The sequence below is a fragment of the uncultured Bacteroides sp. genome (genome assembly GCF_902472605.1).
In the GTDB taxonomy this organism is placed as follows: Bacteria; Bacteroidota; Bacteroidia; order Bacteroidales; family Bacteroidaceae; genus Phocaeicola.
This window is the reverse complement of the sequence record NZ_CABROP010000016.1, coordinates 1-25,428: the sequence shown is the minus strand read 5'-3', so window position 1 is coordinate 25,428 and position 25,428 is coordinate 1. Positions and strand designations below refer to the sequence as shown.

General features: G+C 45.6%; 19 protein-coding genes. 11 read left to right on the top strand and 8 right to left on the bottom strand.

Going from position 1 to position 25,428, the window contains the following annotated elements:
- The first annotated feature begins 4 nt into the window (after nt 1-4).
- Nucleotides 5-3,589 carry a glycoside hydrolase family 2 TIM barrel-domain containing protein gene (locus tag RDP42_RS05310; RefSeq protein ID WP_308762840.1) on the top strand — a complete coding sequence of 1,195 codons (3,585 nt, stop codon included), beginning with the start codon at nt 5-7 and terminating at the stop codon, nt 3,587-3,589.
- Nucleotides 3,590-3,641: 52 nt separating this feature from the next.
- Nucleotides 3,642-5,183 (top strand): sulfatase, encoded by a 1,542-nt coding sequence (locus RDP42_RS05305; RefSeq protein ID WP_308762856.1) that lies wholly within the window; start codon nt 3,642-3,644, stop codon nt 5,181-5,183.
- An 87-nt stretch (nt 5,184-5,270) separates the two neighbouring features.
- Here RDP42_RS05305 and mnmA read toward each other — a convergent pair whose 3' ends face one another.
- Nucleotides 5,271-6,401, bottom strand: coding sequence for a tRNA 2-thiouridine(34) synthase MnmA (mnmA, locus tag RDP42_RS05300; RefSeq protein ID WP_308762839.1), 1,131 nt, complete (start codon nt 6,399-6,401; stop codon nt 5,271-5,273).
- An 18-nt stretch (nt 6,402-6,419) separates the two neighbouring features.
- Nucleotides 6,420-7,226, bottom strand: coding sequence for a 4Fe-4S binding protein (locus tag RDP42_RS05295; RefSeq protein ID WP_308762838.1), 807 nt, complete (start codon nt 7,224-7,226; stop codon nt 6,420-6,422).
- A gap of 116 nt (nt 7,227-7,342) precedes the next feature.
- Here RDP42_RS05295 and ruvB point away from each other — a divergent pair, with 116 nt between their 5' ends.
- From ruvB to RDP42_RS05280, 3 genes are read left to right on the top strand one after another with little or no spacing between them, the layout of a single operon-like run.
- The gene (ruvB, locus tag RDP42_RS05290) at nt 7,343-8,368 is read left to right on the top strand and encodes a Holliday junction branch migration DNA helicase RuvB (RefSeq protein WP_204475594.1); all 1,026 of its coding nucleotides are present in this window, start codon (nt 7,343-7,345) and stop codon (nt 8,366-8,368) included.
- A 9-nt stretch (nt 8,369-8,377) separates the two neighbouring features.
- Nucleotides 8,378-9,868, top strand: coding sequence for an oligosaccharide flippase family protein (locus tag RDP42_RS05285; RefSeq protein ID WP_308762837.1), 1,491 nt, complete (start codon nt 8,378-8,380; stop codon nt 9,866-9,868).
- A gap of 44 nt (nt 9,869-9,912) precedes the next feature.
- Entirely contained in the window at nt 9,913-11,271 is a 1,359-nt protein-coding gene (locus RDP42_RS05280) for a TIGR00341 family protein (protein ID WP_308762836.1), read from the top strand.
- A 55-nt stretch (nt 11,272-11,326) separates the two neighbouring features.
- Here RDP42_RS05280 and RDP42_RS05275 read toward each other — a convergent pair whose 3' ends face one another.
- The gene (locus RDP42_RS05275) at nt 11,327-12,337 is read right to left on the bottom strand and encodes an ATP-dependent 6-phosphofructokinase (RefSeq protein ID WP_308762835.1); all 1,011 of its coding nucleotides are present in this window, start codon (nt 12,335-12,337) and stop codon (nt 11,327-11,329) included.
- A gap of 152 nt (nt 12,338-12,489) precedes the next feature.
- Here RDP42_RS05275 and RDP42_RS05270 point away from each other — a divergent pair, with 152 nt between their 5' ends.
- The 3 genes from RDP42_RS05270 to RDP42_RS05260 are packed head-to-tail and all read left to right on the top strand — an operon-like array spanning nt 12,490 to nt 16,750.
- Entirely contained in the window at nt 12,490-13,995 is a 1,506-nt protein-coding gene (locus tag RDP42_RS05270) for a GH3 auxin-responsive promoter family protein (protein WP_308762834.1), read from the top strand.
- A 17-nt stretch (nt 13,996-14,012) separates the two neighbouring features.
- The gene (locus tag RDP42_RS05265) at nt 14,013-15,938 is read left to right on the top strand and encodes an Ig-like domain-containing protein (protein WP_308762833.1); all 1,926 of its coding nucleotides are present in this window, start codon (nt 14,013-14,015) and stop codon (nt 15,936-15,938) included.
- Nucleotides 15,935-16,750, top strand: a complete 816-nt coding sequence (locus RDP42_RS05260) for a DUF3108 domain-containing protein (RefSeq protein ID WP_303912762.1) — start codon at nt 15,935-15,937, stop codon at nt 16,748-16,750. The genes RDP42_RS05265 and RDP42_RS05260 overlap by 4 nt, the downstream gene beginning before the upstream one ends.
- A gap of 136 nt (nt 16,751-16,886) precedes the next feature.
- Here RDP42_RS05260 and rnc read toward each other — a convergent pair whose 3' ends face one another.
- From rnc to pdxB, 4 genes are all read right to left on the bottom strand, one after another.
- A complete protein-coding gene (gene rnc, locus RDP42_RS05255) occupies nt 16,887-17,906 on the bottom strand; it encodes a ribonuclease III (RefSeq protein WP_308762832.1) in 1,020 nt (339 codons plus the stop codon).
- A 3-nt stretch (nt 17,907-17,909) separates the two neighbouring features.
- The gene (fabF, locus tag RDP42_RS05250; protein WP_308762831.1) at nt 17,910-19,175 is read right to left on the bottom strand and encodes a beta-ketoacyl-ACP synthase II; all 1,266 of its coding nucleotides are present in this window, start codon (nt 19,173-19,175) and stop codon (nt 17,910-17,912) included.
- Between the two features lie 15 nt (nt 19,176-19,190).
- Nucleotides 19,191-19,427 carry an acyl carrier protein gene (locus RDP42_RS05245; protein ID WP_022353800.1) on the bottom strand — a complete coding sequence of 79 codons (237 nt, stop codon included), beginning with the start codon at nt 19,425-19,427 and terminating at the stop codon, nt 19,191-19,193.
- A 157-nt stretch (nt 19,428-19,584) separates the two neighbouring features.
- On the bottom strand, nt 19,585-20,595 hold the full coding sequence (gene pdxB / locus RDP42_RS05240) for a 4-phosphoerythronate dehydrogenase PdxB (protein ID WP_308762830.1): 1,011 nt from the start codon (nt 20,593-20,595) through the stop codon (nt 19,585-19,587).
- 144 nt (nt 20,596-20,739) lie between these two features.
- Here pdxB and RDP42_RS05235 point away from each other — a divergent pair, with 144 nt between their 5' ends.
- Both RDP42_RS05235 and RDP42_RS05230 read left to right on the top strand, forming a co-directional pair.
- Nucleotides 20,740-21,345, top strand: a complete 606-nt coding sequence (locus RDP42_RS05235) for a DUF4254 domain-containing protein (protein WP_303912773.1) — start codon at nt 20,740-20,742, stop codon at nt 21,343-21,345.
- Nucleotides 21,346-21,362: 17 nt separating this feature from the next.
- Nucleotides 21,363-22,394: a glycosyltransferase family 9 protein gene (locus RDP42_RS05230; RefSeq protein WP_308762829.1), complete on the top strand. Its 1,032-nt coding sequence runs from the start codon at nt 21,363-21,365 to the stop codon at nt 22,392-22,394.
- A 17-nt stretch (nt 22,395-22,411) separates the two neighbouring features.
- Here the strand turns inward: RDP42_RS05230 and RDP42_RS05225 are convergent, their stop codons facing one another.
- The gene (locus RDP42_RS05225) at nt 22,412-24,247 is read right to left on the bottom strand and encodes an ABC transporter ATP-binding protein (RefSeq protein WP_303912814.1); all 1,836 of its coding nucleotides are present in this window, start codon (nt 24,245-24,247) and stop codon (nt 22,412-22,414) included.
- Between the two features lie 126 nt (nt 24,248-24,373).
- Here RDP42_RS05225 and RDP42_RS05220 point away from each other — a divergent pair, with 126 nt between their 5' ends.
- Nucleotides 24,374-25,279 (top strand): lysophospholipid acyltransferase family protein, encoded by a 906-nt coding sequence (locus RDP42_RS05220; protein ID WP_303912778.1) that lies wholly within the window; start codon nt 24,374-24,376, stop codon nt 25,277-25,279.
- Nucleotides 25,280-25,428: the final 149 nt, after the last annotated feature.

The following is a 25,428-nucleotide window of genomic DNA, read 5'->3' as shown; positions in this document are numbered from 1 at the left end:
TTCTATGGTGAAATTTTATCATTTTATGCTCATTGTGGGACTGTTGATTGGAACCGCGATGAACGTATGTGCACAAAGCAGATACGATAAGAACAAGTTGTATCAGGTATCACCCTCCAGTGCGTTGAATAAAGCATTGGGATATGAGGCGAGCGCTTCGTCTGTCACATTGAAGCCTTTGAGTCAGACCGACCAAGGGCAGCAATGGAACATTGAGGAGTTGTCGGGAAGTTTCCGGTTGGTAAACGTGTTTGACAATAAGGCTTTGCGTGCGGATGTAGACCACAAGGTACTGGCTGTAGCAGAAGTCAATGGTAGTGATGAGGCCCAGTTGTGGACTCTGCTGGAAGCGGGTAAGTTTGTACGTCTGGTACCGGCTAATACTCCTTCGTTGATGTTGGTGTGCCAAAATGGACGTTTGACATTGGCCGACCGGAAAAAGGTGGAGAATACGGAGACTTCCTTGTTTCGGGTACAGGTGAGCCGTATGGCGATGCCGGAAGGTACGGGGATGGCGGCCCGCGAAAAGGTATATTGGGAGGATGAAACACGTTTTGAAGAAAATAAAGAAGTAGGTCATGCATCGTATATGCCGTATCCTTCTGAAAAGGATATGTTGAGTGACAAGGCATTTTATGATCGTCCTTGGGAAGAGGTACATAATCCGGCTTATATGCTGTTGAACGGCACATGGGCTTTCCATTGGGTGTCTGAACCTTCTCAGCGTCCGCTGGATTTCTACAAAGAAGATTTTGATGTTTCCGACTGGGACCGCATTCCGGTACCGTCTAACTGGGAAATGCAGGGGTATGACCATCCGATTTATGCGAATGTAGAATACCCGCATGCCAATACGCCGCCTTATATTCAAGCTCGTAAAGGATTCAATGACGGGGGAAAGAATTACGGTATCAATCCGGTGGGTTCGTATGTGCGTACCTTTAACTTGCCGGAAGGATGGAACGGAAAACGTACGTTCATCCATTTTGGAGGTATTTACAGCGCGGCGTTTGTTTATTTGAACGGGAAATATGTAGGTTACTCACAAGGTTCCAACAATGTGGCAGAATTTGATTTGACCAAGTATTTGAAGACAGGCGAGAACCGTTTGGCTGTACAGGTGTTTCGCTGGTGCGACGGTTCGTACCTGGAATGTCAGGATATGTTCCGTATGAGTGGTATTTTCCGCGATGTGTATTTGTATAATGTACCGAAGGTGAGTGTACGTGACCATTACATCACTTGTGTATTGAACAAGGAAAAGAATTATGAGAGCGGTACCATGAATGTGAAGCTGTCATTGGACAATCGTGACAAGTTGAAGGGTACCAAGAACCTGCTGGTACGCCTGCTGGATCCGGAAGGCCGCAAGGTGGCTGAATCGGAGGTAGCCGTGAAATATGCACCTTCTTCTCCGGTGAGTGTAGCTGAGGTGTCGTTCGATTTGTCGGGCTTGTCCTTGTGGACGGCAGAGACTCCTTCCTTGTACACGGTGCAGGTCATCCAGCGTCAGGGAAATAAAGACGAAATGGCTTTTTCTACAAAATATGGTTTCCGGGATATAGAAGTAAAGGGTTCTTTGTTGTATGTGAACGGGAAACGGGTATTCTTTAAGGGAACGAACCGTCACGACACACATCCGATGTATGGACGGGCAGTGACGACCGAATCGATGCTGTGGGATGTGCTGACCATGAAACGGAACAATATCAATACCATCCGTACCTCACATTATCCGAATGCAGCCAAGATGTATGCCATGTTTGACTATTATGGCTTGTACGCTATGGATGAGGCAGATTTGGAAGACCATGCCAACCAGTCTATCAGTGACATGGCTTCATGGATTCCGGCGTTTGTGGACCGTATCGACCGGATGGTGCTACGTGACCGCAATCACCCGAGTGTGATTTTCTGGAGCTTGGGAAATGAAGCTGGAGGTGGAGCTAACTTCCGTGATTGTTATGCAGCTGCCAAGAAGCTGGACAGTCGTCCGGTGCATTATGAAGGTACCCGCGACGGAAAATCATACGGCGGTAACCGTTTCAGCGATTTCTATTCCAAGATGTATCCGAGCATGGACTGGATGGATGAGCATGTAAGTGCGTTCGAAAAGCCTCTCTTTGTCTGTGAATATGCCCATGCCATGGGAAATGCCATCGGTAACTTGAAGGAATATTGGGAAAGCATTGAAGGTAGTAAGTCTACGATTGGTGGAGCTATTTGGGACTGGATTGACCAGGCGATTTACGACCCTCACGAAATGAAGAAAGGGATTTATCGTCTGCATACAGGCTATGACTATCCGGGTCCGCACCAAGGAAACTTCTGTTCCAATGGTATTGTTCCGGCTACACGGGAAGAGTCTCCTAAATTAAAGGAAGTGAAAGCGATTTATCAGTATGTAGGCTTCAAAGATTTGGGCATGGATGTGGCGCATAATGTAGCCAATATTCAGGTGACCAATAAATATGCGTTCCTGCCGTTGAACGGATTCGACCTGAAATGGGAGACCGTAAAGAATGGAGAGATTGTGGGGGCTGACAGCTTGAAACTGGAGGCGGTGCTTCCAGGTGATTCTGTAGCACTCAGCCTGAAACTGGCAGGGGTGAATTTGGCAAGCGCCCAGAAGAACGGCGACGAAATAATGGTGAATCTGCATGTACGGATGCTGGCTCCTACTGTGTGGGCAGAAGCAGGCCACGAAGTGGCTTCCCGTCAGTTTGAACTGACCAAACGGGCCGCGTTGCCGGAACTGGCTTCGAAGAAAAAGAAAAACAACTGGGACATTCGGGAGGATGAGAAGCAGGTTTTAGTTGTGAATGAAAAGGTACGTGCCGTGTTCGACAAGGCTACAGGCCAGCTGACTCAGTTGTCTATGGGCGGTAAGGATATCATCAGTCACAAGGGCGGTTTCTTGTACGACAATCATCGCTGGATTGAAAATGATTTGTTCAAGGAAGTGGCCAACGGACTGGATGCGGCCGGTACATGCGAAGTAACGACAGAAAAAGGGAAGGTACTGGTTCGTACTTCTCGGGGGGGCTCTTTATGTGCGACCAACATTGTGTACACTTTCACTCCAAACGGGGTATTGGATATGGACGTACGCTTCTCTCCGCAGACTGCCAATTTGCGCCGTTGCGGACTGGTATGCTTGCTGGATTCTACGCTGACGCAGGTAAATTATTACGCACATGGTCCTTGGGAAAATTATGTGGACCGGAAAGATGCTTGCCCGGTGGGCCGTTACAGTACTACGGTTGACGAGATGGGCGGAAAGTATGTCAAACCGCAGTCCATGGGTAACCGGGAAGGCTTGCGCAGTCTGGATTTGACGGATGCGTCCGGTAAGGGTATCCGTATCCAGACAGAGGGCAATGTATCCTTCTCCGCGTTGCGTTACACCGATGCAGACTTGATGAATGCCAAGCATACCTGGGAGCTGGAGAAACGTCCGTATGTGGTGTTGCACCTGGATGCCGCACTTCGGGGATTGGGTAATGCAAGCTGTGGCCCGGAAACCATGCTGAAATACCAGATACCACAGAAGCCGATGAGTTACAAACTCCGTATATCCGCTTTATAAATCAGAATAACCTAAAAAACGACTTATGAATAAACTTTATCCCTTGGCCGGTATGGTGACTTTATCGGCTGTGACTACTGCCTGTCAGCAGGCTGACAAGCAGGAAAAGAAGCAATACAACATTGTGTACATCATGACCGATGACCATACGGCGCAGATGATGAGCTGTTATGACACACGCTACATGGAAACCCCCAATCTGGACCGAATTGCAAACGAGGGGGTGCGTTTTACCAATAGTTTCGTGGCCAACTCGTTGAGTGGTCCCAGCCGGGCTTGTATGCTGACCGGAAAACATTCTTGCGGTAACAAGTTTTATGATAATACGACTTGTGTGTTCGACAGTGCTCAGCAAACGTTTCCAAAGTTGCTACGGAAAGCCGGTTATCAGACGGCCATTATTGGAAAATGGCATCTGGAAAGTTTGCCTTCAGGGTTCGATTACTGGGAAATAGTGCCGGGGCAAGGGGATTATTACAATCCGGATTTCATCACTCAGGAGAATGATACCATTCAGAAACACGGGTATATCACCAACCTGATTACGGACGATGCCATCGACTGGCTGGAACACAAGCGGGATGAGAAGAAACCTTTCTGTCTGATGATTCACCATAAGGCGATTCACCGAAACTGGATGGCAGATACTTGCAACCTGGCCTTGTATGAAGACAAGACTTTCCCGTTGCCGGATAATTTCTTTGATGATTATGAAGGGCGTGAAGCAGCTGCGGCACAGGAAATGAGCATCGTAAAGGACATGGACATGATTTATGACCTGAAGATGCTTCGCCCGGACAAGGATTCCCGTTTAAAAAGTCTGTATGAGAAATACCTGGGACGCTTGGACAGTGCGCAGCGTGCGGCTTGGGATAAATTCTACGGTCCGATTATTGACGATTTCTATAAGAAGAACCCGAAAGGAAAGGACCTGGCCAACTGGAAGTTCCAGCGTTACATGCGCGACTACATGAAGACCGTTAAGTCATTGGACGACAATGTAGGCCGTGTGTTGGATTACCTGAAAGAAAAAGGGCTGTTGGAAAACACGTTGGTGGTTTATACTTCCGACCAAGGTTTCTACATGGGCGAACATGGCTGGTTCGACAAGCGCTTCATGTATGAAGAATCCATGCATACCCCGCTGATTATGCGTCTGCCGGACAGCTTTACCCGCAAGGGAGACATTACGGAAATGGTGCAGAATATCGACTATGCACCTACTTTCCTGGAATTGGCGGGAGTGGAAGTTCCGTCGGACATGCACGGAGTCTCTTTGCTGCCTTTATTAAAAGGAGAGCATCCGAAAGACTGGCGTAAGGCTTTGTATTACCATTTCTACGAGTATCCTGCCGAACACATGGTGAAACGGCATTACGGAGTACGTACAGACCGTTACAAGCTGATTCATTTCTATAATGATATTGATACATGGGAGCTGTATGACTTGCAGGAAGACCCGCACGAAATGCACAACTTGTATGGTCAGAAAGACTATGAGGGAATCGTGACGGAACTGAAGGCAGAAATGGCTAAACTGCAAGAGCAGTACAATGACCCGGTACGTTTTTCTCCGGATCGTGACAAAGAATAATCTTTAAAGTTTGGACAAATAAAGATGCCCGGACGGCTTGTGAGGAGCAGTCCGGGCATCTTTTTTAATTATAAGTATAGGAGTGATTTATTTCGGGAACTTCGTTTCGTTTTCTGCACCGATTTTCTTGATGGCTTGCTGGAAGGCGATGAATCCACCCCCTAACACCCGGTTGCCTTCGTAAAATACAGCCGATTGGCCGGGAGTGATGGCGGAGGCCTCTTGTTGGAAGCGGACCAGCAGTTGTCCGTTTTCCAGCAGAATCACCTGGCAAGGAATCGACCGGCTGCGGTAGCGGATGCGCACGGCAAGGTTTTTACAATTGAGCAGCTCATTCAGACTGGCTACATTGTAATCTTCTACCAGCATATACTGGGTCTTGAGTTGGTCGGCATCTCCCAGCATGACTGTGTTTTTGGCCGGATTGATTTTCAATACGTAGGCCGGTTTCCCCAAGGCGATTTCCAGCCCCTTCCGCTGTCCGATGGTGTAGTAGGCGAAACCTTTGTGCTGTCCCAGTTTCAGTCCTTTGCTGTCGACAAACCATCCCGGGCCGATTTTTTCGTCAATATCAGGACAATGTTCTTTCAGAAATTCCCGATAGTCTTTTTCGATGAAGCAGATTTCCATGCTTTCTCCTCCGCGGGCCTTGGCTTCGAAACCTTTGGAGGCGAGGTAATCGCGTACGCTGGCCTTTGTCATGCCGCCAAGAGGAAACATCATCCGTTTCAGGATTTCCTGAGGCAGTTTCCACAAGAAGTACGACTGGTCTTTCAAGGGGTCGTCACCCGTCAGGATGTAGCGGTAGCCGTTCATATCTTTCAACTGGCAGTAGTGCCCCGTGGCAATCCAGGCACAGTTGCACCGGTCGGCCCATTCGCAGAGAATCCGTTCCTTGAACAGGGGATTGCACATCACACAAGGGTTGGGGGTGCGGCCCCGCATGTATTCATCGATGAAATACTGCACGATGACCTGGCGGAACTCAGTTCGTACATCGGCCACATGGTGTTCGATGCCCAGACGGGCAGCCAGCTGTTGCGCCTCAATCACTTCATTGGGCTGGTCGTTTCCGGGAGTGAAATGTGAAGCCACGTCCCAAGTACGCATGGTCACTCCCACGACTTCATATCCTTGTTCCTGTAGCATGATACAGGCAGCCGAACTGTCAATCCCTCCACTCATGCCGACCAGGACTCTTTTTTCTCTTTCTTTCATGTAAACAGTAGGTTGAGATTAAAAAAATAATTCCGGTTGACGGCGGGCACTGCACTTCTCATGAAGAATGGCCGCAAACGGAGACTTGAACTCACGGGCCTTGTTTGGACAAACTTTTACGCAGGCACAACATTTGATGCATTGATGGATGTCCGTTTCAATGGCGGTCTGGTCCGCATTGAAATGAATGGCGTGGGTAGGGCAGACTTCGATACACTCGCCACAGGCAAAGCAATCTTCCGTACAGGTAGGACATGCAGGGGCACCCGGCGTCCACGATTTATAAGGAAAGTTCCCTTTGACGGTCAGTTCGGGAATTGGGGTACCGGCTGTATGCAGTTGGTTCCATTTCTCCAGGCTGTCCTTTCCGAACTCGCGGGCCTGCTGCAAATCATCGGCATCCGGTCGTCCGGCGGCAATCGGTAGTTCGGGTGTGCTGTAACTGTGCTCTCCAATGAAGGCTCCGGCTGTCAGGGGCACAAAGCCAAGCTGGATGGCTATATTTCGAAGTTCCAGTAAAGCATCTTCGTAATCCCGGTTGCCATATACGACGACGAGAATCACGGGAGCTCCGTTTCCTTTGAGACGCTGTAAACGTTGCAGGGCGAGGGCTGGTACTCGTCCGCCATATACCGGGGTGGCAATGACGCACAATTCTCCTTCCACTTCAATTGGAGAGGAAGATTCATCCAAGGTCAGGTCGGTTTCCATTCTTCTTTCCATGCCGATACCTTCTCCGATGGCCCGTGCGATTTGGGCCGAGGTGTGGGTGGGAGAGAAGAAAATCAATCGGTTCCCATTCAGTGGGGTAGTGGTTGATGTCATAAGTTCAATCAGTTTTTGTAGTAGACAAAAATACAATATATAAACGAAATTCGGGATTCTTCATCGGGGATTCTTCTTTTATTCGTACTTTTGTGACCAGACTTTTAGACGAATTTATGGAAGAACAATTTGATATACGCGATTATAAACCTACCGGAAAAGAGCGTGACTTTGAAAATGCGCTTCGTCCGCTCCAGTTTGAAGACTTCAGCGGACAGGACAAGGTGGTGGACAATCTGCGCATCTTTGTAAAAGCGGCACGGCTTCGGGCAGAAGCACTCGACCACGTGTTGCTTCACGGCCCTCCCGGACTGGGAAAAACCACATTGAGCAACATCATTGCCAACGAACTGGGAGTAGGGTTTAAGGTGACTTCTGGTCCGGTGCTTGACAAACCGGGTGATTTGGCTGGGGTATTGACGAGCCTGGAGCCGAACGACGTGTTGTTCATCGACGAAATTCATCGGTTGAGTCCGGTGGTAGAGGAGTACCTGTACTCGGCCATGGAGGATTATCGCATTGATATTATGATTGACAAAGGACCTTCGGCTCGCAGCATCCAGATAGATTTGAACCCGTTTACGCTGGTGGGAGCTACCACTCGCAGTGGGTTGCTGACCGCTCCGTTGCGTGCCCGTTTCGGCATCAACCTCCATCTGGAATATTACGATGATTCCATTTTGACGCGCATCGTCCTTCGTTCGGCCCGTATTCTGGATGTGCCGTGCGATGTGGATGCAGCGGGAGAAATCGCGTCACGCAGTCGGGGAACCCCTCGTATCGCTAATGCTTTGCTCAGACGTGTGCGTGATTTCGCACAAGTAAAAGGTTCGGGGCGGATTGACTTGGAGATTGCCCGTTTCGCCCTTGAGGCCTTGAACATAGACCGGTATGGGTTGGATGAGATTGACAACAAGATTCTCTGTACACTCATCGACAAGTTCAAGGGAGGTCCGGTGGGACTGACTACCATTGCCACTGCCTTGGGAGAAGACCCCGGTACGTTGGAAGAAGTGTACGAGCCTTTCCTGATCAAGGAAGGGTTCCTGAAGCGTACTCCCCGAGGCCGTGAAGTGACCGAACTGGCGTATAAACATTTAGGAAAAAGTAAATACAGCAGTGAGAAGACACTGTTTGATTAATTGAAGAATATGGCCGGAATAAAATCTTTGGCAAAGGATACTGCCATTTATGGACTGAGCAGTATCGTAGGACGTTTTTTGAATTATTTGTTGGTACCTCTCTATACGGCCGTGTTGCCCGCTGCTTCCGGAGGGTACGGAGTGGTATCGAATGTATATGCTTATACGGCACTGATTTTAGTATTGCTGACTTTCGGTATGGAAACGGGATTCTTCCGTTTCGCCAACAAGTCGGACGAGGATGCCGGGAAGGTGTATGCCAACTCCCTGCTGTTCGTGGGAGGACTTTCGTTGTTGTTTGTGGTGCTGTGCATGGTGTTCCTGCATCCGCTTTCTACCTTGCTGGAATACCCGGACCACCCCGATTACATTGCCATGATGGTGTGTGTGGTGGCCCTCGATTCTTTCCAGTGCATCCCTTTTGCATATCTGCGTTACAAGAAGCGCCCCATCAAGTTTGCTTCCATCAAATTGTTGAACATTGTAGGAAACATTCTGCTGAATCTATTCTTCCTGCTTGTCTGTCCGTGGTTGAATGTCCATGCTCCTGAGACGGTGAACTGGTTCTATAATCCGGAATATCTGGTAGGCTACATCTTCGTGTCCAACCTGATTATGTCGGCCTTGCAGATGTTTTTCTTCATTCCGGAACTGCGTGGGGTGTCTTATCACATGGACAAGGTGCTGATGAAGCGTATGGTCAATTATTCTTTCCCGATTCTGATATTCGGGTTAGTCGGTATCCTGAACCAGACGGTCGACAAGATGATTTATCCTTATCTGTTTGATGACCGTTACGAAGGACTGGTGCAGTTGGGTATCTACAGTGCTACGAGTAAGGTGGCACTGGTCATGGCGATGTTCACACAGGCATTCCGCTATGCCTATGAGCCGTTTGTCTTTGGCAAGAACAAGGATGCAGACAGTAAGAAGGTCTACTCTTCGGCCATGAAGTTTTTCTTTATATTCTCATTGCTGGCCTTCCTGGCCGTGATGGGTTATATGGATATTTTGAAATATATGGTGGCTTCCGACTACTGGGAAGGATTGAGCGTGGTGGCTATCGTGATGCTGGCCGAGATTTTCAAGGGAATTTATTTCAACCTTTCTTTCTGGTATAAGCTGACCGATGAAACCTACTGGGGCGCTTACTTCTCCTTGATTGGTTGTGCCGTGATTCTGGGATTGAACATTTGGCTGGTGCCGACTTACGGATATGTGGCTTCCGCATGGGCTTCGGTAGCAGGCTACGGAGTAATCACCTTGCTGTCTTATTTCATCGGACAGAAGAAGTATCCGGTAGCTTATCCGTTGAAAGACATGACGCTCTATCTGATTGTGGCCGTAGTGCTCTATGTACTGTCGCAGGAAACGCCGATTGCCAATCTCTGGTTGCGTTTAGGCTTCCGTACGATATTAATTTTGCTGTTTGTCGCATTTATTATCAAAAAAGACTTACCTTTAAGGACTTTACCTGTTGTCGGTCGCTTTTTCCGGTAACCGGTAAGAGGAAGCTATTTACCATGTAATTTAATCGGGCTTTTATGGAACTGGGAAACAAACGAAAATTTCTGCTTCGTAAATTTTTCAATGAATATCTGGATTTGAACCGAAGTAAGGAAGACGAGCAACTGACGGTGGAAACCATCCGCAACGGGGTGGAATTTAAAGGAACCAATTTGTGGGTCTTGATATTTGCGACTTTCATTGCCTCGTTGGGATTGAACGTCAATTCTACGGCGGTGATTATCGGTGCCATGTTGATTTCTCCGTTGATGGGGCCGATTATGGGAGTGGGTCTCTCCATCGGTTTGAACGATTTCGAGCTGATGAAACGTTCCTTGAAAAGTTATTTGGTAGCCACGTTGTTCAGCGTGACGACTGCTACGATTTATTTTGCCTTTACCCCGCTGGATGAAGTGCAGTCGGAGTTGCTGGCTCGTACGTCACCCACCATCTACGATGTGTTTATCGCCTTGGTCGGTGGTTTGGCCGGTATTGTGGCACTGGCAACCAAAGAGAAAGGAAATGTAATTCCGGGTGTAGCCATTGCCACGGCCTTGATGCCGCCTTTGTGTACGGCCGGTTTCGGATTGGCTACGGGTAATCTGTTGTATTTCTTAGGTGCCTTTTATCTGTATTTCATCAATTCTGTATTTATCAGTCTGGCCACTTACATTGGGGTGCGGGTGATGCACTTCCAGCGCAAGCAGTTTGTGGACAAGGCCCGTGAGAAGCTGGTGCGACGTTATATTATCTGGATAACCATTGGCACCATGTGTCCGGCCGTATACCTTACCTATAACATTGTGCGGGAAACTTTTTATCAGACCTCTGCCAGTCATTTTATTACCGAGGAGTTGCAGTTCCCCGATTCTCAAATCCTGAGCCGTGAGATTTCCTACGACAAACGGGAAATAAAAGTAGTATTGGTGGGGAAAGAAGTGTCGAAAGAACAGATTGCCGCTGCGCAGCACCGTTTGCCAGATTACAATCTGGCGAAAACCAAGCTGGTTGTATTCCAGGGGATGGGAGATGGGAATGCGGTAGACATCGGCAACATCAAGTCGATGGTGATGGAAGACTTCTACCGGAACAGTGAGAAGCGTTTAAAGGAGCAGGAGGCTGAAATTGATACCCTGCACAAACAACTGGCTGATTTCTCCGGATCAGATTGGCTGGGGAAACAGTTGGGGCAGGAAATCAAGGTCCTTTTTCCGGAAATTAAATCCTTGTCTGTATCCAAAAGCTTGCGTTTGTCGGTGGATAGTTCGAGAGTGGATACTTTGACTTTTGCGATTATTGATTGTAATAAGGTGCCTGATTCGAAAAGCAAGGAGAAGATTGTGAAATGGTTAAAGGCAAAGACGGGGGACACTCATCTAAAATTGATTGTGGAGTAATAGAATGAAGTGTATTAAATGGGCTGATTTCAACCTATTTAGTACACTTTTTTATTTATCCGAAACAGATTCCCATACGGCGGCCTTGTACGACCAAATCGTGGTCTTCTGTTACTAATTTCAGTTTTCCGGCAACTTCACTGAGTGGCACAGAATCGATGGTGTCTCCTTTCAGGGCGACCATTCGTCCGAATAAGCCTTGTGCGATTAGTTCGGTGGCATGTCCTCCCATGCGAGTGGCGAGGTTGCGGTCGTAAGCTGTAGGACTTCCTCCTCGTTGGATGTAGCCTAAGACTGTTTCACGTGTTTCAAAGCCGGTTTCGTATTCAATCTCTTCGGCAATGTATTGTGCGGCTTTTTTCCCTCCCAAGGTAGGAATACCTTCTGCCACTACGACGATAGAGTAAGGTTTCCCTTTTTTGAGACGTCCGATGATGGCATCGCCGATGCGGTGGATGTCGAACGGAATTTCCGGGAGCAGAATAATATCACCTCCTCCAGCCATACCTGAATACAGGGCAATCCATCCGGCTTTGTGTCCCATCACTTCAATGACCATCACTCGCTGGTGGGCGCTGGCCGTGGAATGCAGGCGGTCGATGGCATCAGTAGCGATAGAAACGGCCGAATCGAAACCGAATGAAACATCGGTTCCCCATACGTCGTTATCGATTGTTTTAGGAATACTAACTACGTGAACTCCTGCTTCAGCCAGTTTGGCCGCTGTTTTTTGTGTCCCGTTTCCTCCGATACACACAATACAATCCAGTTGTCGGTCGCGGATAGTCTGTAGCAGGATGGCAGGCTTGTCTTCCGAGACGGCAGTACCTTTTTTCTTGAAAGGTTTTTCACGCGAAGTGCCGAGAATAGTTCCCCCCATGTTCAGAAGACCTGTAAGTGAACTTTCATCCATGGGGATGATATCGTTGTCCAGCAATCCTCGGAATCCACTGTGAATTCCGTACACTTCCATTCCGTAATGATTGATGGCTGTCTTGCAAACCCCTCGGATTGTAGCGTTTATGCCGGGACAGTCACCGCCTGAAGTCAAGATTCCTATCTTCATGTTTTGTTGTATTAATAGATTGTGTGTAAAGGTAAGAAAAAACTGTATATTTGTCGTGGAGGTGGAAAAAATAATGTTCCTGCCTGTTGATTTAGGCAGAAAAAATCTACCTTTGCATATCTCACATATAAGGATTTGAAATTTAAAAACGAATGAATTCAACGAAGTTAATAGGAAAGATATTTGCTCCCAGACAAAGGGAAATTGACCTGTATGGGACAAAGGCTGAAGAAATTCAGAATCATGTATTCCGAAAACTGATACAGAAAGCAGCTTCTACAGAATGGGGCACAAAATATGATTTCAGCCAAATCCGGAACTATACCGATTTTCAACATGTGCCGATACAGACATATGAAGATGTAAAAGGATATGTAGACCGCATGCGTCATGGGGAAAAGGATGTGTTGTGGCCGGGGAAGGTTATCTGGTATGCCAAATCTTCTGGCACTACCAATGATAAAAGTAAATTCATCCCTGTCAGTCCGGAAGGCCTGAAAGGAATTCATTACCGAGGAGGTACAGATGCAGTGGCGCTTTATCTGCGAGAGAACCCGGAAAGTCGCTTCTTCTCTGGGAAGGGCTTGATTTTAGGTGGAAGTCACAGCCCGAACTACAATGTGAAAGACAGTCTGGTAGGTGATCTTTCGGCGATTCTGATTCAGAACATTAATCCGTTGGTTAATCTGATTCGGGTACCGAAAAAAGAGATTGCCTTGTTGGGTGAGTTCGAGGAGAAGGTGGAACGCATTGCCGAAACGACTATTCATCAGAATGTGACGAATCTTTCGGGTGTACCTTCGTGGATGCTGGCTGTGATACATCGCATTTTAGAGAAAACAGGAGCCAAGCATCTCAATGAGGTGTGGCCGAATCTGGAGGTATTTTTCCATGGGGGAGTATGCTTTACGCCCTATCGTGAGCAGTACAAGGAATTGATTCCTTCTGATAAGATGCATTATATGGAGACGTATAATGCCAGTGAAGGTTTCTTTGGTTTGCAGAGTGATTTGCATGACCCGGCCATGCTGCTGATGATTGATTACGACGTGTTCTATGAATTTATTCCGTTGGAAGATATTGATAAACCGAATCCGACTATCGTACCCTTGTGGGGGGTAGAAGTCGGACGCAACTATGCGATGGTTATTACTACCTCGTGCGGCTTGTGGCGTTATATTATTGGCGATACGGTGAAGTTTACGCAGAAAGATCCTTATAAGTTCATTATTTCCGGTCGTACAAAGCATTTTATCAATGCCTTTGGCGAGGAGTTGATGGTGGACAATGCCGAAAAAGGATTGGAACGTGCCTGCAAGGAAACGGGGACCCAAGTGTTGGAATATACGGCGGCGCCGGTGTTCATGGATGCCAACGCCAAGTGCCGTCACCAGTGGCTGATTGAGTTCAGCGTGATGCCCGATTCGCTGGAAAAGTTCACGCAAGTACTCGATACTGCTTTGCAAGAAATCAATTCGGACTATGAAGCCAAACGGCATAAGGACATCACTTTGCAGCGGTTGGAAGTGATTGTGGCCCGTGAGGGACTGTTCCACGACTGGTTGAAGCAGAAAGGTAAGCTGGGCGGACAGCACAAAATACCTCGTCTGAGTAACAGCCGTGACTATATTGAAGAAATGTTGAAATTGAATAACTAGACGACAGACAATTACAGATGAGACCTATTCCTAAATATGTAGCTTTTTTGCTCGTTATTATCGGGTTCTATGCCTGTGCGAGTACGGGTATGCCCGATGGGGGGCCGTATGACGAAACACCACCTAAGTTTGTGCGTGCGAATCCGGAACCCAATGCGACGAACAACAAGCGAAAAAAAATCTCCATTGAATTCGACGAATACATCAAGTTGGACAATCCGTCGGAGAAAGTGATTATTTCTCCCCCTCAAAAGGAGGCTCCTGAAGTGAAAGTGAGCGGACATAGGGTATTGGTGGAGTTTTTTGATACGCTTCGGGAAAACACTACCTATACCGTGGACTTTGGAGATGCTATTGTCGACAACAACGAAGATAATCCTTTAGGAAATTTTGCCTATGCGTTTTCCACGGGGGCGCATATCGATACGATGGAGGTCTCAGGGACAGTGCTGAATGCTGAGAATCTGGAGCCGGTGAAAGGGATTCAGGTGGGACTTCACCAGAACTTAGAGGACAGTGCGTTTGTAAAGTTGCCGTTCGACCGTATTTCGCGTACTGACAGCCGCGGACATTTTACCATCCGGGGAGTGGCTCCGGGGAAATACCGTATCTATGCCTTGATGGATGGGAACCAGAACTATCTGTTTGACTCAAAAACGGAAGCGATTGCTTTTCAGGATTCACTGGTAATTCCTGATATGCGTCAAGCAGTGCGGCAGGATACAGTGTGGAACGAACTCGATACGCTGGCATACGATACGATTTACGAGGTACATTATACACGATTCCTGCCCGATAATCTGGTCCTGCGTTCATTTAAGGAAGAGAATTCGATGCAGTATTTGGTGAAAAGCGAGCGGGAACAACTGAATCGTTTTTCGCTGTATTTTAGTGCAAAGGCTGATACGCTTCCTACAATTAAGGGACTGGATTTTGATGAGAAGAATGCGTTTGTCATTGAAAGTAATCCTCGAAATGATACAATTCGTTATTGGATTAAGGATACAGTGATGTGTGAACGGGATACATTGACTTTCCAGATGGATTATTTGGCCACGGATACTTTGGGGCAGTTGGTTCCGAAAACCGATACGTTGCGTATGGTGAACAAGATTGACAAGAAACGGCGTATGGCTTTGGCCGAAGAGGCGATGAAGAAAGAAGAAAAGGAACGGAAAAAACGAGCTAAAAAAGGAGATACGTTGAGGGTAGAGCCTAAGTTTTTTGCGATGTCGGTGGATGCTCCTTCCAGTCTGGATTTGAACCGAAATATTGTCTTGAAGTTTGATGAACCTGTAGAACATATTGATACGGCCGCCATTCATATGGCTGTTAAGGTGGATTCTATGTGGAATACCATTCCATTTATTCTGATGAAAGACTCAATAGTTCCTCGCCAGTATCAGATTTTAGCAGATTGGCAGCCCGGACAAGAATACCAACTTAAAATAGATTCGTTGGGCATTAAAGGCATTTACGGGCTCTATACAGATAAAGTAGAGCAACAATTGAAGGTGAAAACCTTGGAAGAATACGGCACACTGTATTTGAATATTGTGGGTGCTGGACCTCATGCCATCGTACAGTTATTGAATAGCAGTGATGGAGTGGTGCGCCAGCAGCCGGTGACAGATAAGAATACGTGTGACTTTTATTTCCTCCAGCCCAGTACGAAGTATTATATTCGTTTGTTCAACGACGACAATAACAACGGGGTGTGGGATACCGGTAATTACGAAGAAAAACGACAACCGGAAGACGTGTTTTACTTTCCGAAAGTGTGGGAAATGAAAGCTAACTTTGAGTTTGAAGAAACGTGGGATGTGCATGCTGTACCACTCGACAAACAGAAGTTGGATGAGATAAAGAAACAAAAGCCCGATGAGGCGAAAAAAATCAAGGATCGCAACAAAGAGCGGGCGCGTAAACTAGGAAAAACATGATTAAGAAACTGATTCTTTGCCTTTTCCTTCTGGTGGGAGGAATGGCAGCCAATGCACAATGTGGTGCTGTAAATGATGCAATCAAGCCAGGGGAGACGCTCTCTTATGAGCTGAAGTTTAACTGGAAGTTTGTCTGGATCAATGCCGGATGGGCAAAGATGACGGTCAATGAGACTAAATACAAGGGCATCCCGTGTCTGAAGACGGATTTGCAGTCGTACACTAACAAGAAGATTGATTTCTTCTTCAAGATGCGTGATACGTTGACTTGCATTACGTCGAAAGATTTGGTTCCGCTGTATTTTAGAAAAGGAGCGGAAGAAGGAAAACGCTATACGGTGGACGAGGTGAAGTTCAGTTATCAGAACGGAAAGTGTATTGTCGACCAGCAGCGTACGTTGCGGGGCAATACCGACAAGCATCATGATGTGATGCCGGTGTGTGTGTATGACATGTTGAGTATCCTTTTGCAGGCACGTTCGTATGATCCTACTGACTATAAGCCTGGTCAGAAGATTCTTTTCTCTATGGCTACCGGAAGAGAGGTGGAAAAGCAGACATTGATTTACCGTCGCAAGGAGAATTATAAGGCGGAGAACGGGGTGACTTACCGCTGTCTGGTATTCTCGCTGGTGGAATATGTGGGAGAAGAAAAGAAGGAAAAGGAGGTCATTACCTTTTACGTGACGGACGATCGTAATCATTTGCCGGTACGTTTGGATATGTATTTGAATTTTGGTTCGGCGAAGGCGTTCCTGACTGATATCAAGGGAAATCGGCATCCGTTGACTTCTGTGGTCAAGGAAAAATAAGGCAGGAGCTTGTCGGGAAGAAAGAGTCTTTTAAGACTGGATATACAAAAAATCCTCAACTATTACTTCGTGGTAGTTGAGGATTTACTGTTTAGGTAATCAGGCATTTGCTGCCACTTGTAGCGCTATGTAACGCTTATGTAGTGGCAGGTGTTTCCTGTGTGTCTTTTTCAGGTTCTTTTGCAAGCTGGAAAGCGGCTTCTTCTGCTTCTGCAATAATCCGTTCCACATCGTCGTACTTTTCTTCTGCAGCTGCTGCTTCAGTGACTTCCAGGGAGGCAACTTTCACTTCTTCAGCCGTTTCTTCTACAGATGGCAGATTATCATTCTGACTCGTTTCCTGTGTTACTTCAGGAGAAGCACTCTGGACTTCTTCGGTGGCCTTTTCACGAGCTGCTTTTTCGGCAAAGATTGTATCAATAAACTGCGGATCGTTCTTGATTTTGTTCAAGGTTTCATGGGCTGCTTCCTGTTGTGATTCCTTTTTGGAATATCCCTTTCCTTGTCCTGCGGGAACCTGTTCTACCATGACCTGTGTCTCGAATACCGGGTTCAGGTCTTCATCAACTGTTTGTTCCAAAAGACTGAACTCGATGAGAAACCGGTTTTTCTGCCCCCATTCAATCAATTTCGATTTGAAGTTGACTTCCTTACGTGACAGCTTGTCCAAGTTAAGATAAGGCTTGATAATGCGTTCTTCCATGAAGAACTTGCAGGTGGCATATCCCCTGTCCAGGTAGATGGCTCCTACGAGTGCTTCAAAGGCATTGCCGCACATATAGCTGTTATGAGATGATTGTCGGGTGGTGTATTTAATCAGCTTGTCCAGTCCGATTTGTACTGCAATCCGGTTCAGTGTTTCTCTTTGTACGATTTTAGAGCGCGTATTGGTTAGGAATCCTTCCCGCTTTCCTTCAAACCGTTTATACACGATATCGGCTACAACCGCATCCAGGATGGCATCTCCTAGGAACTCCAGTCTTTCATTGTTGAGCAGTCGTCCTTTGGCCTTTACGGAAGAGGATTTGTGCAAGAGAGCCTGCTGATAGATTTCAATGTTCCGCGGATAGAATCCCAGCATCTTATAAAAACAAAGATAAGACTCCTTATCCTTACGAAAAAGGAGTCTTATCTTATCTAGTATATTGCTAAACACAGTTTATTCAGTGTATTTTTTAACGATTACACACGCATTGTGTCCGCCAAATCCGAAGGTGTTGCTCAATGCGGCACGTACAGTACGCTGCTGTGCCTTGTTGAAAGTGAAGTTCAGGTTATAATCGATGTTTTCATCGTTATCGCCTTCTTCGTGGTTGATTGTCGGAGGGACAATGTCATTTTTCACAGACAGTACACATGCAATAGCTTCTACGCCACCTGTTGCTCCCAAAAGGTGGCCTGTCATAGACTTAGTAGAACTGATGTTCAGTTTATAAGCATGTTCGCCGAACAAGTCTTTGATAGCTTTTACTTCTGAAATATCACCTACCGGAGTAGAAGTTCCGTGTACGTTGATATAGTCGATATCTTCCGGTTTCATTCCGGCATCTTCCAAGGCGTTTTTCATAACCAGTTTCGCACCCAGACCTTCAGGATGAGAAGCTGTCAGATGATAAGCGTCGCCAGAAGCACCTGTACCGGCCAACTCTGCGTATATCTTAGCACCACGTGCTTTTGCATGTTCCAGTTCTTCAAGAATCAGACATCCGGCACCTTCACCCATTACGAATCCGTCGCGGCTTGCACTGAATGGACGTGAAGCATGTACAGGGTCATCATTGCGAGTAGACAATGCGTGCATTGCATTAAAACCGCCTACTCCTGCAGGGAAAATGGCTGCTTCGGCACCACCAGTTACGATAATGTTAGCTTTTCCCAAGCGGATATAGTTGAAAGCATCGGCTATCGCGTTGGAAGAAGAAGCACACGCAGAAGTGGTTGTAAAGTTAGGGCCATGGAAACCATACATGATAGAAATCTGTCCGGATGCAATATCTGCAATCATTTTCGGGATAAAGAACGGGTTGAATTTCGGTCCAATAGTATCTTTGGTCTTTTCATAACCAGCAACTTCTTCTTCGAAAGTATGAATACCTCCGATTCCGACACCGAGAATTACTCCGACTTTGTCCAAATCTTCTGTTTCGACGTCTATGCCTGCATCTGTTACCGCCTCTTTAGCTGCTACGACTGCATATTGAGTATAAAGGTCCATTTTACGGGCTTCTTTACGGTCAATAAAATCGGTAGCATTGAAGTTCTTCACTTCACAAGCGAACTGAGTCTTGAACTTAGAAGCGTCGAAATGAGTAATAGGTCCTGCCCCACTTACTCCATTAAGAAGGTTGTTCCAGAATTCAGGAACAGTATTACCTACCGGAGTGAGTGCACCAAGACCTGTTACCACTACTCTTTTTAATTCCATAAAAGTAGAATTAAATTATTTTGCGTTAGCTTCGATGTAAGAGATAGCGTCGCCTACAGTCTGGATTTTTTCTGCCTGATCGTCAGGAATAGAGATTCCGAATTCTTTTTCGAATTCCATGATCAATTCTACTGTATCCAAAGAGTCAGCACCCAGATCGTTAGTGAAGCTCGCAGTTGGAACAACTTCTGATTCTTCTACGCCCAATTTATCTACGATAATTTTCTGTACTTTTGATGCGATTTCAGACATAATTCTAATTTTTTAAGTTTATAAATAATGTAATTTATTGATTTTTCGTTGCAAAGGAATAAATATTTCTGCTTTTAAACAAGTATTCTAACAAATAAATGCATTCCCTTTGCACATTTTTATACATTCTGTGCACGAAAACATGTATTTTTGTGCCTTATTCTCTTCGCAGGGGATAGTCTCCACGGAGTTGTTCGAACAGTTCCGGATGGGCTCGTAAGTTTTCACAGTCAATGTGGGGATTGTATTGTTGGAGAAACTGGAAATCTTCCTCTCCGGAAAGAGTGGGGCGGGAAATCTCCGGTAGGGTGAGATGGAAGTTCATCGGTTTATGAAAAAAACGGCAGAAGGCTTCCAGTACCATTCGAGTGGCATTGGCTTTTCCGTCGGCAGAATAACCGGCAATGTGGGGAGTACCGATAAAGACTTTGTCGAGCAGTTCCCGGCTGATGTGAGGCTCATTTTCCCATACGTCAATCACGGCTCCTGCTATAGTGTTCGTGTCGAGGGCTTCCAATAGGGCTTCTGTTTCTACCACTTCTCCACGGGAGGTGTTGAGGAGAAAAGGTTTCCGTTGCAGCTTTTGGAAAAAAGTCCGGTCGGCCAGATGAAAGGTCTGGTATTTCCCTTCCCGAATCAATGGGGTGTGGAAGGTTAAGATGTCGCATTGCTCAGCCAGTGTGTCCAGTGAAGTGAATCCTTGTTCGCCTGCATCGGCCCGTGGAGGGTCGTTCAACAATACTTTCATGCCGATACGTTCCGCCATTCGACGGATACGTTCGCCCACGTGTCCTACGCCGATAATTCCTAGGCAAGATTCTTTGAGTGATATCCCTTTTTCCTGTTGCAGCAACAATAGGGCTGCATGTACATATTGTTCTACAGCTCCGGCATTGCATCCGGGGCAGTTGCTCCACGTGATGCCGGCTTCCTGACAATAGGCTGTATCAATGTGGTCAAAGCCGATGGTAGCTGTTCCGATAAATTGTACTTTGCTACCTTCCAGAAGTTGTCGGTTGCAATGCGTGCGAGTGCGGATAATCAGGGCATCCGCCTCTTTCACCACTTCCGGAGTGAAGTCTTTTCCGGGAAGATAAATGACTTCGTCTGCCAGTGATTCGATGAGACCTTTTATATAAGGTATCTTGTTGTCTACAATTACTTTCATTTTTGTGTTGATTTTGTAGGGTTGCAAAGATAGTATTTTCCTTGATTTATGATTCTATAATTTTGGGCGGTTATCAGTTGGTTATTAAGGAAACAATCATTATTTTTGTTTTTCATTATTATTTATCGTTTAAAATTTGTGGCTATGACTTTTACAGAATTATGCCGTCCTATTTTTGAGCAGGCTATCAATGATTATCATAAGACGGACAATGTGGATGCTCCGATTCATAATCCCTATCCCGTGAAGAGCATAGAATATTATTTATATCTGAAGAACTGGATTGATACTGTACAATGGCATTTTGAAGATATTATTCGTGATCCGCATATTGATCCGTCGGAAGCATTGGTGCTAAAACGTAGAATCGACAAGTCGAATCAGGACCGTACGGACTTAGTAGAGTTGATTGACAGCTATTTTCTGGATAAGTATAAGAATGTGACTCCGTTGGCAGATGCGACCATCAATACGGAAAGTCCGGCATGGGCTATCGACCGTTTATCTATTTTAGCATTAAAAATTTACCATATGCGTAAAGAGGTCGAACGTACAGATACGGATGAAGTGCATCACAAACAGTGCGAAGCCAAACTGGCAGTATTGCTGGAACAGCAGAAAGACTTATCGTTGGCGATTGACCAGTTGCTTGCTGACATTGAGGCGGGGCGTAAATACATGAAGGTGTACAAACAGATGAAGATGTACAACGACCCGGCTTTGAATCCGGTATTATATGGTAAGAAATAATCCATTTCCTTGAAATTATGGCAAGGATTCTGGTCATCCGTTTTTCAGCACTGGGGGATGTAGCAATGACAGTCCCGGTGCTGTATTCTTTTGCACAAGCTTTTCCTCAACATCAGATTGTGGTTTTGAGTCGTCCGAATATGGCTGCATTATTTGTAAATGCTCCTTCTAATCTTTTGTTTAGAGGAGTCGATGTGAAGAAAGAATATGCAGGAGTCAAAGGATTATTTCGTTTGTTTCTTCTTCTCCGCCGTGAGCATTTTGATTTTGTAGCCGATCTGCATGGAGTGCTGCGCAGCAGATTCCTTTCTTTGTGTTTCCTGGTAAGTGGAGTAAAAGTAGCTTGTATAGACAAGGAGAGAAGCAAAAGAAGGAAACTGGTTTCTCAGAAACATAAGATATTAGTGCCTCAGACTACATCCTTCACTCGTTACATACGTGTTTTTCAAAAGTTAGGTTTTTCATTCCCAATTTCTTTCCACTCTCTTTATGGAGTGCGAAAAGGAAACATTGACTCCCTTCGTCAAGAAGTGGGATATAAAGGTGAGAATGACCGATGGATTGGGCTGGCTCCGTTTGCGGCCCATAAAGGAAAGATTTATCCGATAGCTCTTCAGGAGCAGGTTGTACAGGAATTCTCAAAGAAAGAAAATGTCACTTTATTTCTTTTTGGAGGTGGAAAGGAAGAAGTGGCTTTGTTGAGTAAATGGGAACAGACTTATCCTCATGTGATTTCTGTGGCTGGGAAATTTAAGATGTCGCAGGAATTGGCTTTGATGAGTCATTTGGATGTCATGATTGCCATGGACTCCGGCAATATGCATTTGGCTTCCTTGACAGGTGTTCCCGTGGTGTCTATTTGGGGAGCTACCCATCCTTATGCCGGTTTTATGGGATGGGGACAAAGCGAAACCAATGTCATACAAGTAAGTTTACCTTGTAGGCCTTGTTCTATTTTTGGAAATAAACCTTGCCTGAGAGGTGACTATGCATGCTTGAATCAGATTACTCCTCGTCAGATCATACAGAAAGTGGAGAGCCTTTTATAAGGCCCTCCACTAGTGTTTTATAATGACTGCATGTCATGAAGTCGTTTATAATATCCATTCTTTTGAATAAGTTCATCGTGGGTTCCTCGTTCCACAATTTCTCCCTCATACAATACACATATTTCATCTGCGTTTTTGATGGTAGAGAGGCGGTGTGCAATTGCGATGGTCGTACGTGTCTTCATCAGTCTTTCCAACGCTTCTTGTACCAGACGTTCTGATTCTGTATCAAGGGCAGAAGTTGCTTCGTCAAGAATCAGAATCGGTGGGTTCTTCAAGATAGCTCGTGCGATGCTGATACGTTGACGTTGTCCACCGGAAAGCTTGCTTCCCCGGTCACCGATGTTTGTGTTGTATCCTTCTGGTTTTTCCATGATGAAATCGTGTGCATTGGCAATTTTGGCCGCTTCAATAACTTGTTCCATGGTAGCCCCTTCTACTCCAAAAGCGATGTTGTTAAAGAACGTATCGTTGAAAAGAATAGCTTCCTGGTTCACGTTTCCAATCAAGCTGCGTAAATCATGAATAGCCACATCTTTGATATTGGTGCCGTCAATGGTGATTGCTCCTTGTTGGACATCATGGTAGCGCGGTAATAAATCTACGAGTGTGGATTTTCCGGAACCAGATTGTCCGACCAAAGCCACGGTCTTACCTTTTTCAAGGGTCAGGTTAATATGCTTTAAAACTTCTTTCTTTCCGTCGTAACTGAATGAAATATCCTTGAACTCAATTTTGTCCTTGACTTCTCTCAGTGGTTGTGGATGGATTGGGTCCTGGATGGTATTTGGGGCTTTTAATATTTTGTCGATGCGTTCCATAGAAGCCAGTCCTCGAGGTATGTTGTAGCTGGCCTTTGAAAATTCTTTCAAAGGATTAATCACACTGTACAGGATGACCATATAGAAAATGAAGGTTGATGCATTGATGGAAGAATGATTGGACAGAATCAGAGAACCACCGAACCAAAGTACTGCCACAATAAGTATTGTTCCTAAAAATTCACTCATCGGATGCGCTGATGATTGGCGGATAGCGACTTTATTCACGGCATCACGATAATCGTTGCAGCACTTCTCAAACCGTGATGTCATTTTCTTTTCTGCAATGAAGGCTTTGATGATACGCAATCCTCCTAACGTTTCTTCCAACTGTGACATGGTATCGCTCCATCGGTTCTGTGCATCCAGTGATTGACGTTTTAAGGCTCGTCCCACTTTTCCCATTACCCATCCCATGGTAGGCAGGACCAAAATGGTAAACAACGTCAATTGCCAACTGGTAACAATGAGAGTGGCGAAATAAGAGATGATCAGAATCGGGTTTTTCAGCAACATGTCCAATGAACTGGTAATGGAGGTTTCCACTTCGTTCACATCTCCACTCATACGGGCTATGATGTCTCCTTTCCGTTCTTCCGAGAAGAATCCGAGAGGAAGGGATACCACTTTTTTATAGACTAAAATACGGATGTCTCTTACCACACCGGTCCGGAGTGGAATCATAATGGCAGAAGAGCCAAAATAACAAGCCGTTTTCAGTAAGGTCATTCCGGCAAGAAATAATCCGAGGAAAAGTAAGGTGGTAGCAGGCCCAAAGCTGTCAATCAGCTGGGTCGTATAATAATAGAAATTGTTGGTGGCGACATCTTTGAAATCAGCGCTGCCCCATTCCATCAATTGATACACACTTCTGTTTTCTCCGGTTTTGAACAGGATATTTAATATTGGAATCAGTAGCGAGAAAGAGAATATATTGAAAACTGCGGACAATACATTCAGCAGTATTGACCACCCTAAGAACTTTTTGTACGGTGAAACAAAGCGCCGCATCAATTGAAAGAATTCTTTCATCATGTTGGTTGAGGGTTTGAAAAATAATGGGCAAAGATAATGTAAATCTGCAAGTTTAATTGAATAAACCTTCTGAAAAAGCAGGAATTTTGTAGTTTTGCAGTGTTTTGTAAAAAAAGAGGTGGAATGAAATTTGCATATTATCTGGTTTTTGCTCTGTGGTACTTGTTATCACTTTTACCCTTGCGCGTACTTTACTTTTTCTCGGATCTTCTGTTTATACCTTTATATTATGGTTTTCGTTACAGAGGAAAAATTGTCCGTAAGAATCTGGTAGAGTCATTTCCGGATAAGGACTTAAAGGAGATTAAAGCTATTGAAAGAAAGTTCTATCATTTTTTCTGTGACTATGTGGTGGAAGTGATAAAGATGTTCTCCATCTCTCAAAAAGAGATGAAACGTCGCATGGTATTTACCAATCTGGATGAAGTACGGGCTGAGTTAGAAAAGAATGATAAGAAATTCTGTTTTCTTTATTTAGGGCATTATTGTAACTGGGAATATATTGCTTCTTTGACCGCCTGGATTCCAGGCATGCATGGGGGACAGATTTATCATCGCATTTACAATCAGGCCTTCGATGAGCTTTTTCTACGTTTGCGCGGGCAGTTTGGAGGAGAATCCATTTTAATGAAAGATACACTTCGTCGAATCTTGACGTTAAGAAAACAGGATAAGAGAGTGATGATTGGTTTTATTTCTGACCAGCTCCCCAAGTGGGAAAATATGAATCACTGGACTCGCTTCTTGAATCATGACACTTCTTTTTTTATAGGTTGTGAACGTATTGCAAAGCAGGTTGATGCTGCGCTTTATTATGTGGATGTGGAGCGGGTAAAAAGAGGATATTATCGTGCTACCTTTCGGTTGATGACGCTCCACCCAAAAGAATATCCGGATTATGAGTTGACCGATATGTATGCACGTATGTTGGAACAAATGATTCAACGAGAGCCGGCCTATTGGCTTTGGAGTCACAACCGCTGGAAACGTACAAAGGAGGAGTGGGAGAAACTTTTTGGTCCCAAATAAGATGCACAATGTTATCCGTTCTTCTTTTGTAACGCTCTGGCCGTCCATTCAGTAATCTTACTGCAATGCTCGATATAATATCGTTCTTCTTCTGAGGGACATTCAGTAAATAGTATAAAATTAGCCAACTAATTCATACACAAAGTGTT

Excerpts from the sequence above, each read along its gene's own strand:
- RDP42_RS05310 (WP_308762840.1), top strand. The coding sequence starts at position 5 with ATGGTGAAATTTTATCATTTTATGCTCATTGTGGGACTGTTGATTGGA.
- RDP42_RS05305 (WP_308762856.1), top strand. The coding sequence starts at position 3,642 with ATGGTGACTTTATCGGCTGTGACTACTGCCTGTCAGCAGGCTGACAAG.
- mnmA (WP_308762839.1), bottom strand. The coding sequence starts at position 6,401 with ATGAAAGAAAGAGAAAAAAGAGTCCTGGTCGGCATGAGTGGAGGGATT.
- RDP42_RS05295 (WP_308762838.1), bottom strand. The coding sequence starts at position 7,226 with ATGACATCAACCACTACCCCACTGAATGGGAACCGATTGATTTTCTTC.
- ruvB (WP_204475594.1), top strand. The coding sequence starts at position 7,343 with ATGGAAGAACAATTTGATATACGCGATTATAAACCTACCGGAAAAGAG.
- RDP42_RS05285 (WP_308762837.1), top strand. The coding sequence starts at position 8,378 with ATGGCCGGAATAAAATCTTTGGCAAAGGATACTGCCATTTATGGACTG.
- RDP42_RS05280 (WP_308762836.1), top strand. The coding sequence starts at position 9,913 with ATGGAACTGGGAAACAAACGAAAATTTCTGCTTCGTAAATTTTTCAAT.
- RDP42_RS05275 (WP_308762835.1), bottom strand. The coding sequence starts at position 12,337 with ATGAAGATAGGAATCTTGACTTCAGGCGGTGACTGTCCCGGCATAAAC.
- RDP42_RS05270 (WP_308762834.1), top strand. The coding sequence starts at position 12,490 with ATGAATTCAACGAAGTTAATAGGAAAGATATTTGCTCCCAGACAAAGG.
- RDP42_RS05265 (WP_308762833.1), top strand. The coding sequence starts at position 14,013 with ATGAGACCTATTCCTAAATATGTAGCTTTTTTGCTCGTTATTATCGGG.
- RDP42_RS05260 (WP_303912762.1), top strand. The coding sequence starts at position 15,935 with ATGATTAAGAAACTGATTCTTTGCCTTTTCCTTCTGGTGGGAGGAATG.
- fabF (WP_308762831.1), bottom strand. The coding sequence starts at position 19,175 with ATGGAATTAAAAAGAGTAGTGGTAACAGGTCTTGGTGCACTCACTCCG.
- RDP42_RS05245 (WP_022353800.1), bottom strand. The coding sequence starts at position 19,427 with ATGTCTGAAATCGCATCAAAAGTACAGAAAATTATCGTAGATAAATTG.
- pdxB (WP_308762830.1), bottom strand. The coding sequence starts at position 20,595 with ATGAAAGTAATTGTAGACAACAAGATACCTTATATAAAAGGTCTCATC.
- RDP42_RS05235 (WP_303912773.1), top strand. The coding sequence starts at position 20,740 with ATGACTTTTACAGAATTATGCCGTCCTATTTTTGAGCAGGCTATCAAT.
- RDP42_RS05230 (WP_308762829.1), top strand. The coding sequence starts at position 21,363 with ATGGCAAGGATTCTGGTCATCCGTTTTTCAGCACTGGGGGATGTAGCA.
- RDP42_RS05225 (WP_303912814.1), bottom strand. The coding sequence starts at position 24,247 with ATGAAAGAATTCTTTCAATTGATGCGGCGCTTTGTTTCACCGTACAAA.
- RDP42_RS05220 (WP_303912778.1), top strand. The coding sequence starts at position 24,374 with ATGAAATTTGCATATTATCTGGTTTTTGCTCTGTGGTACTTGTTATCA.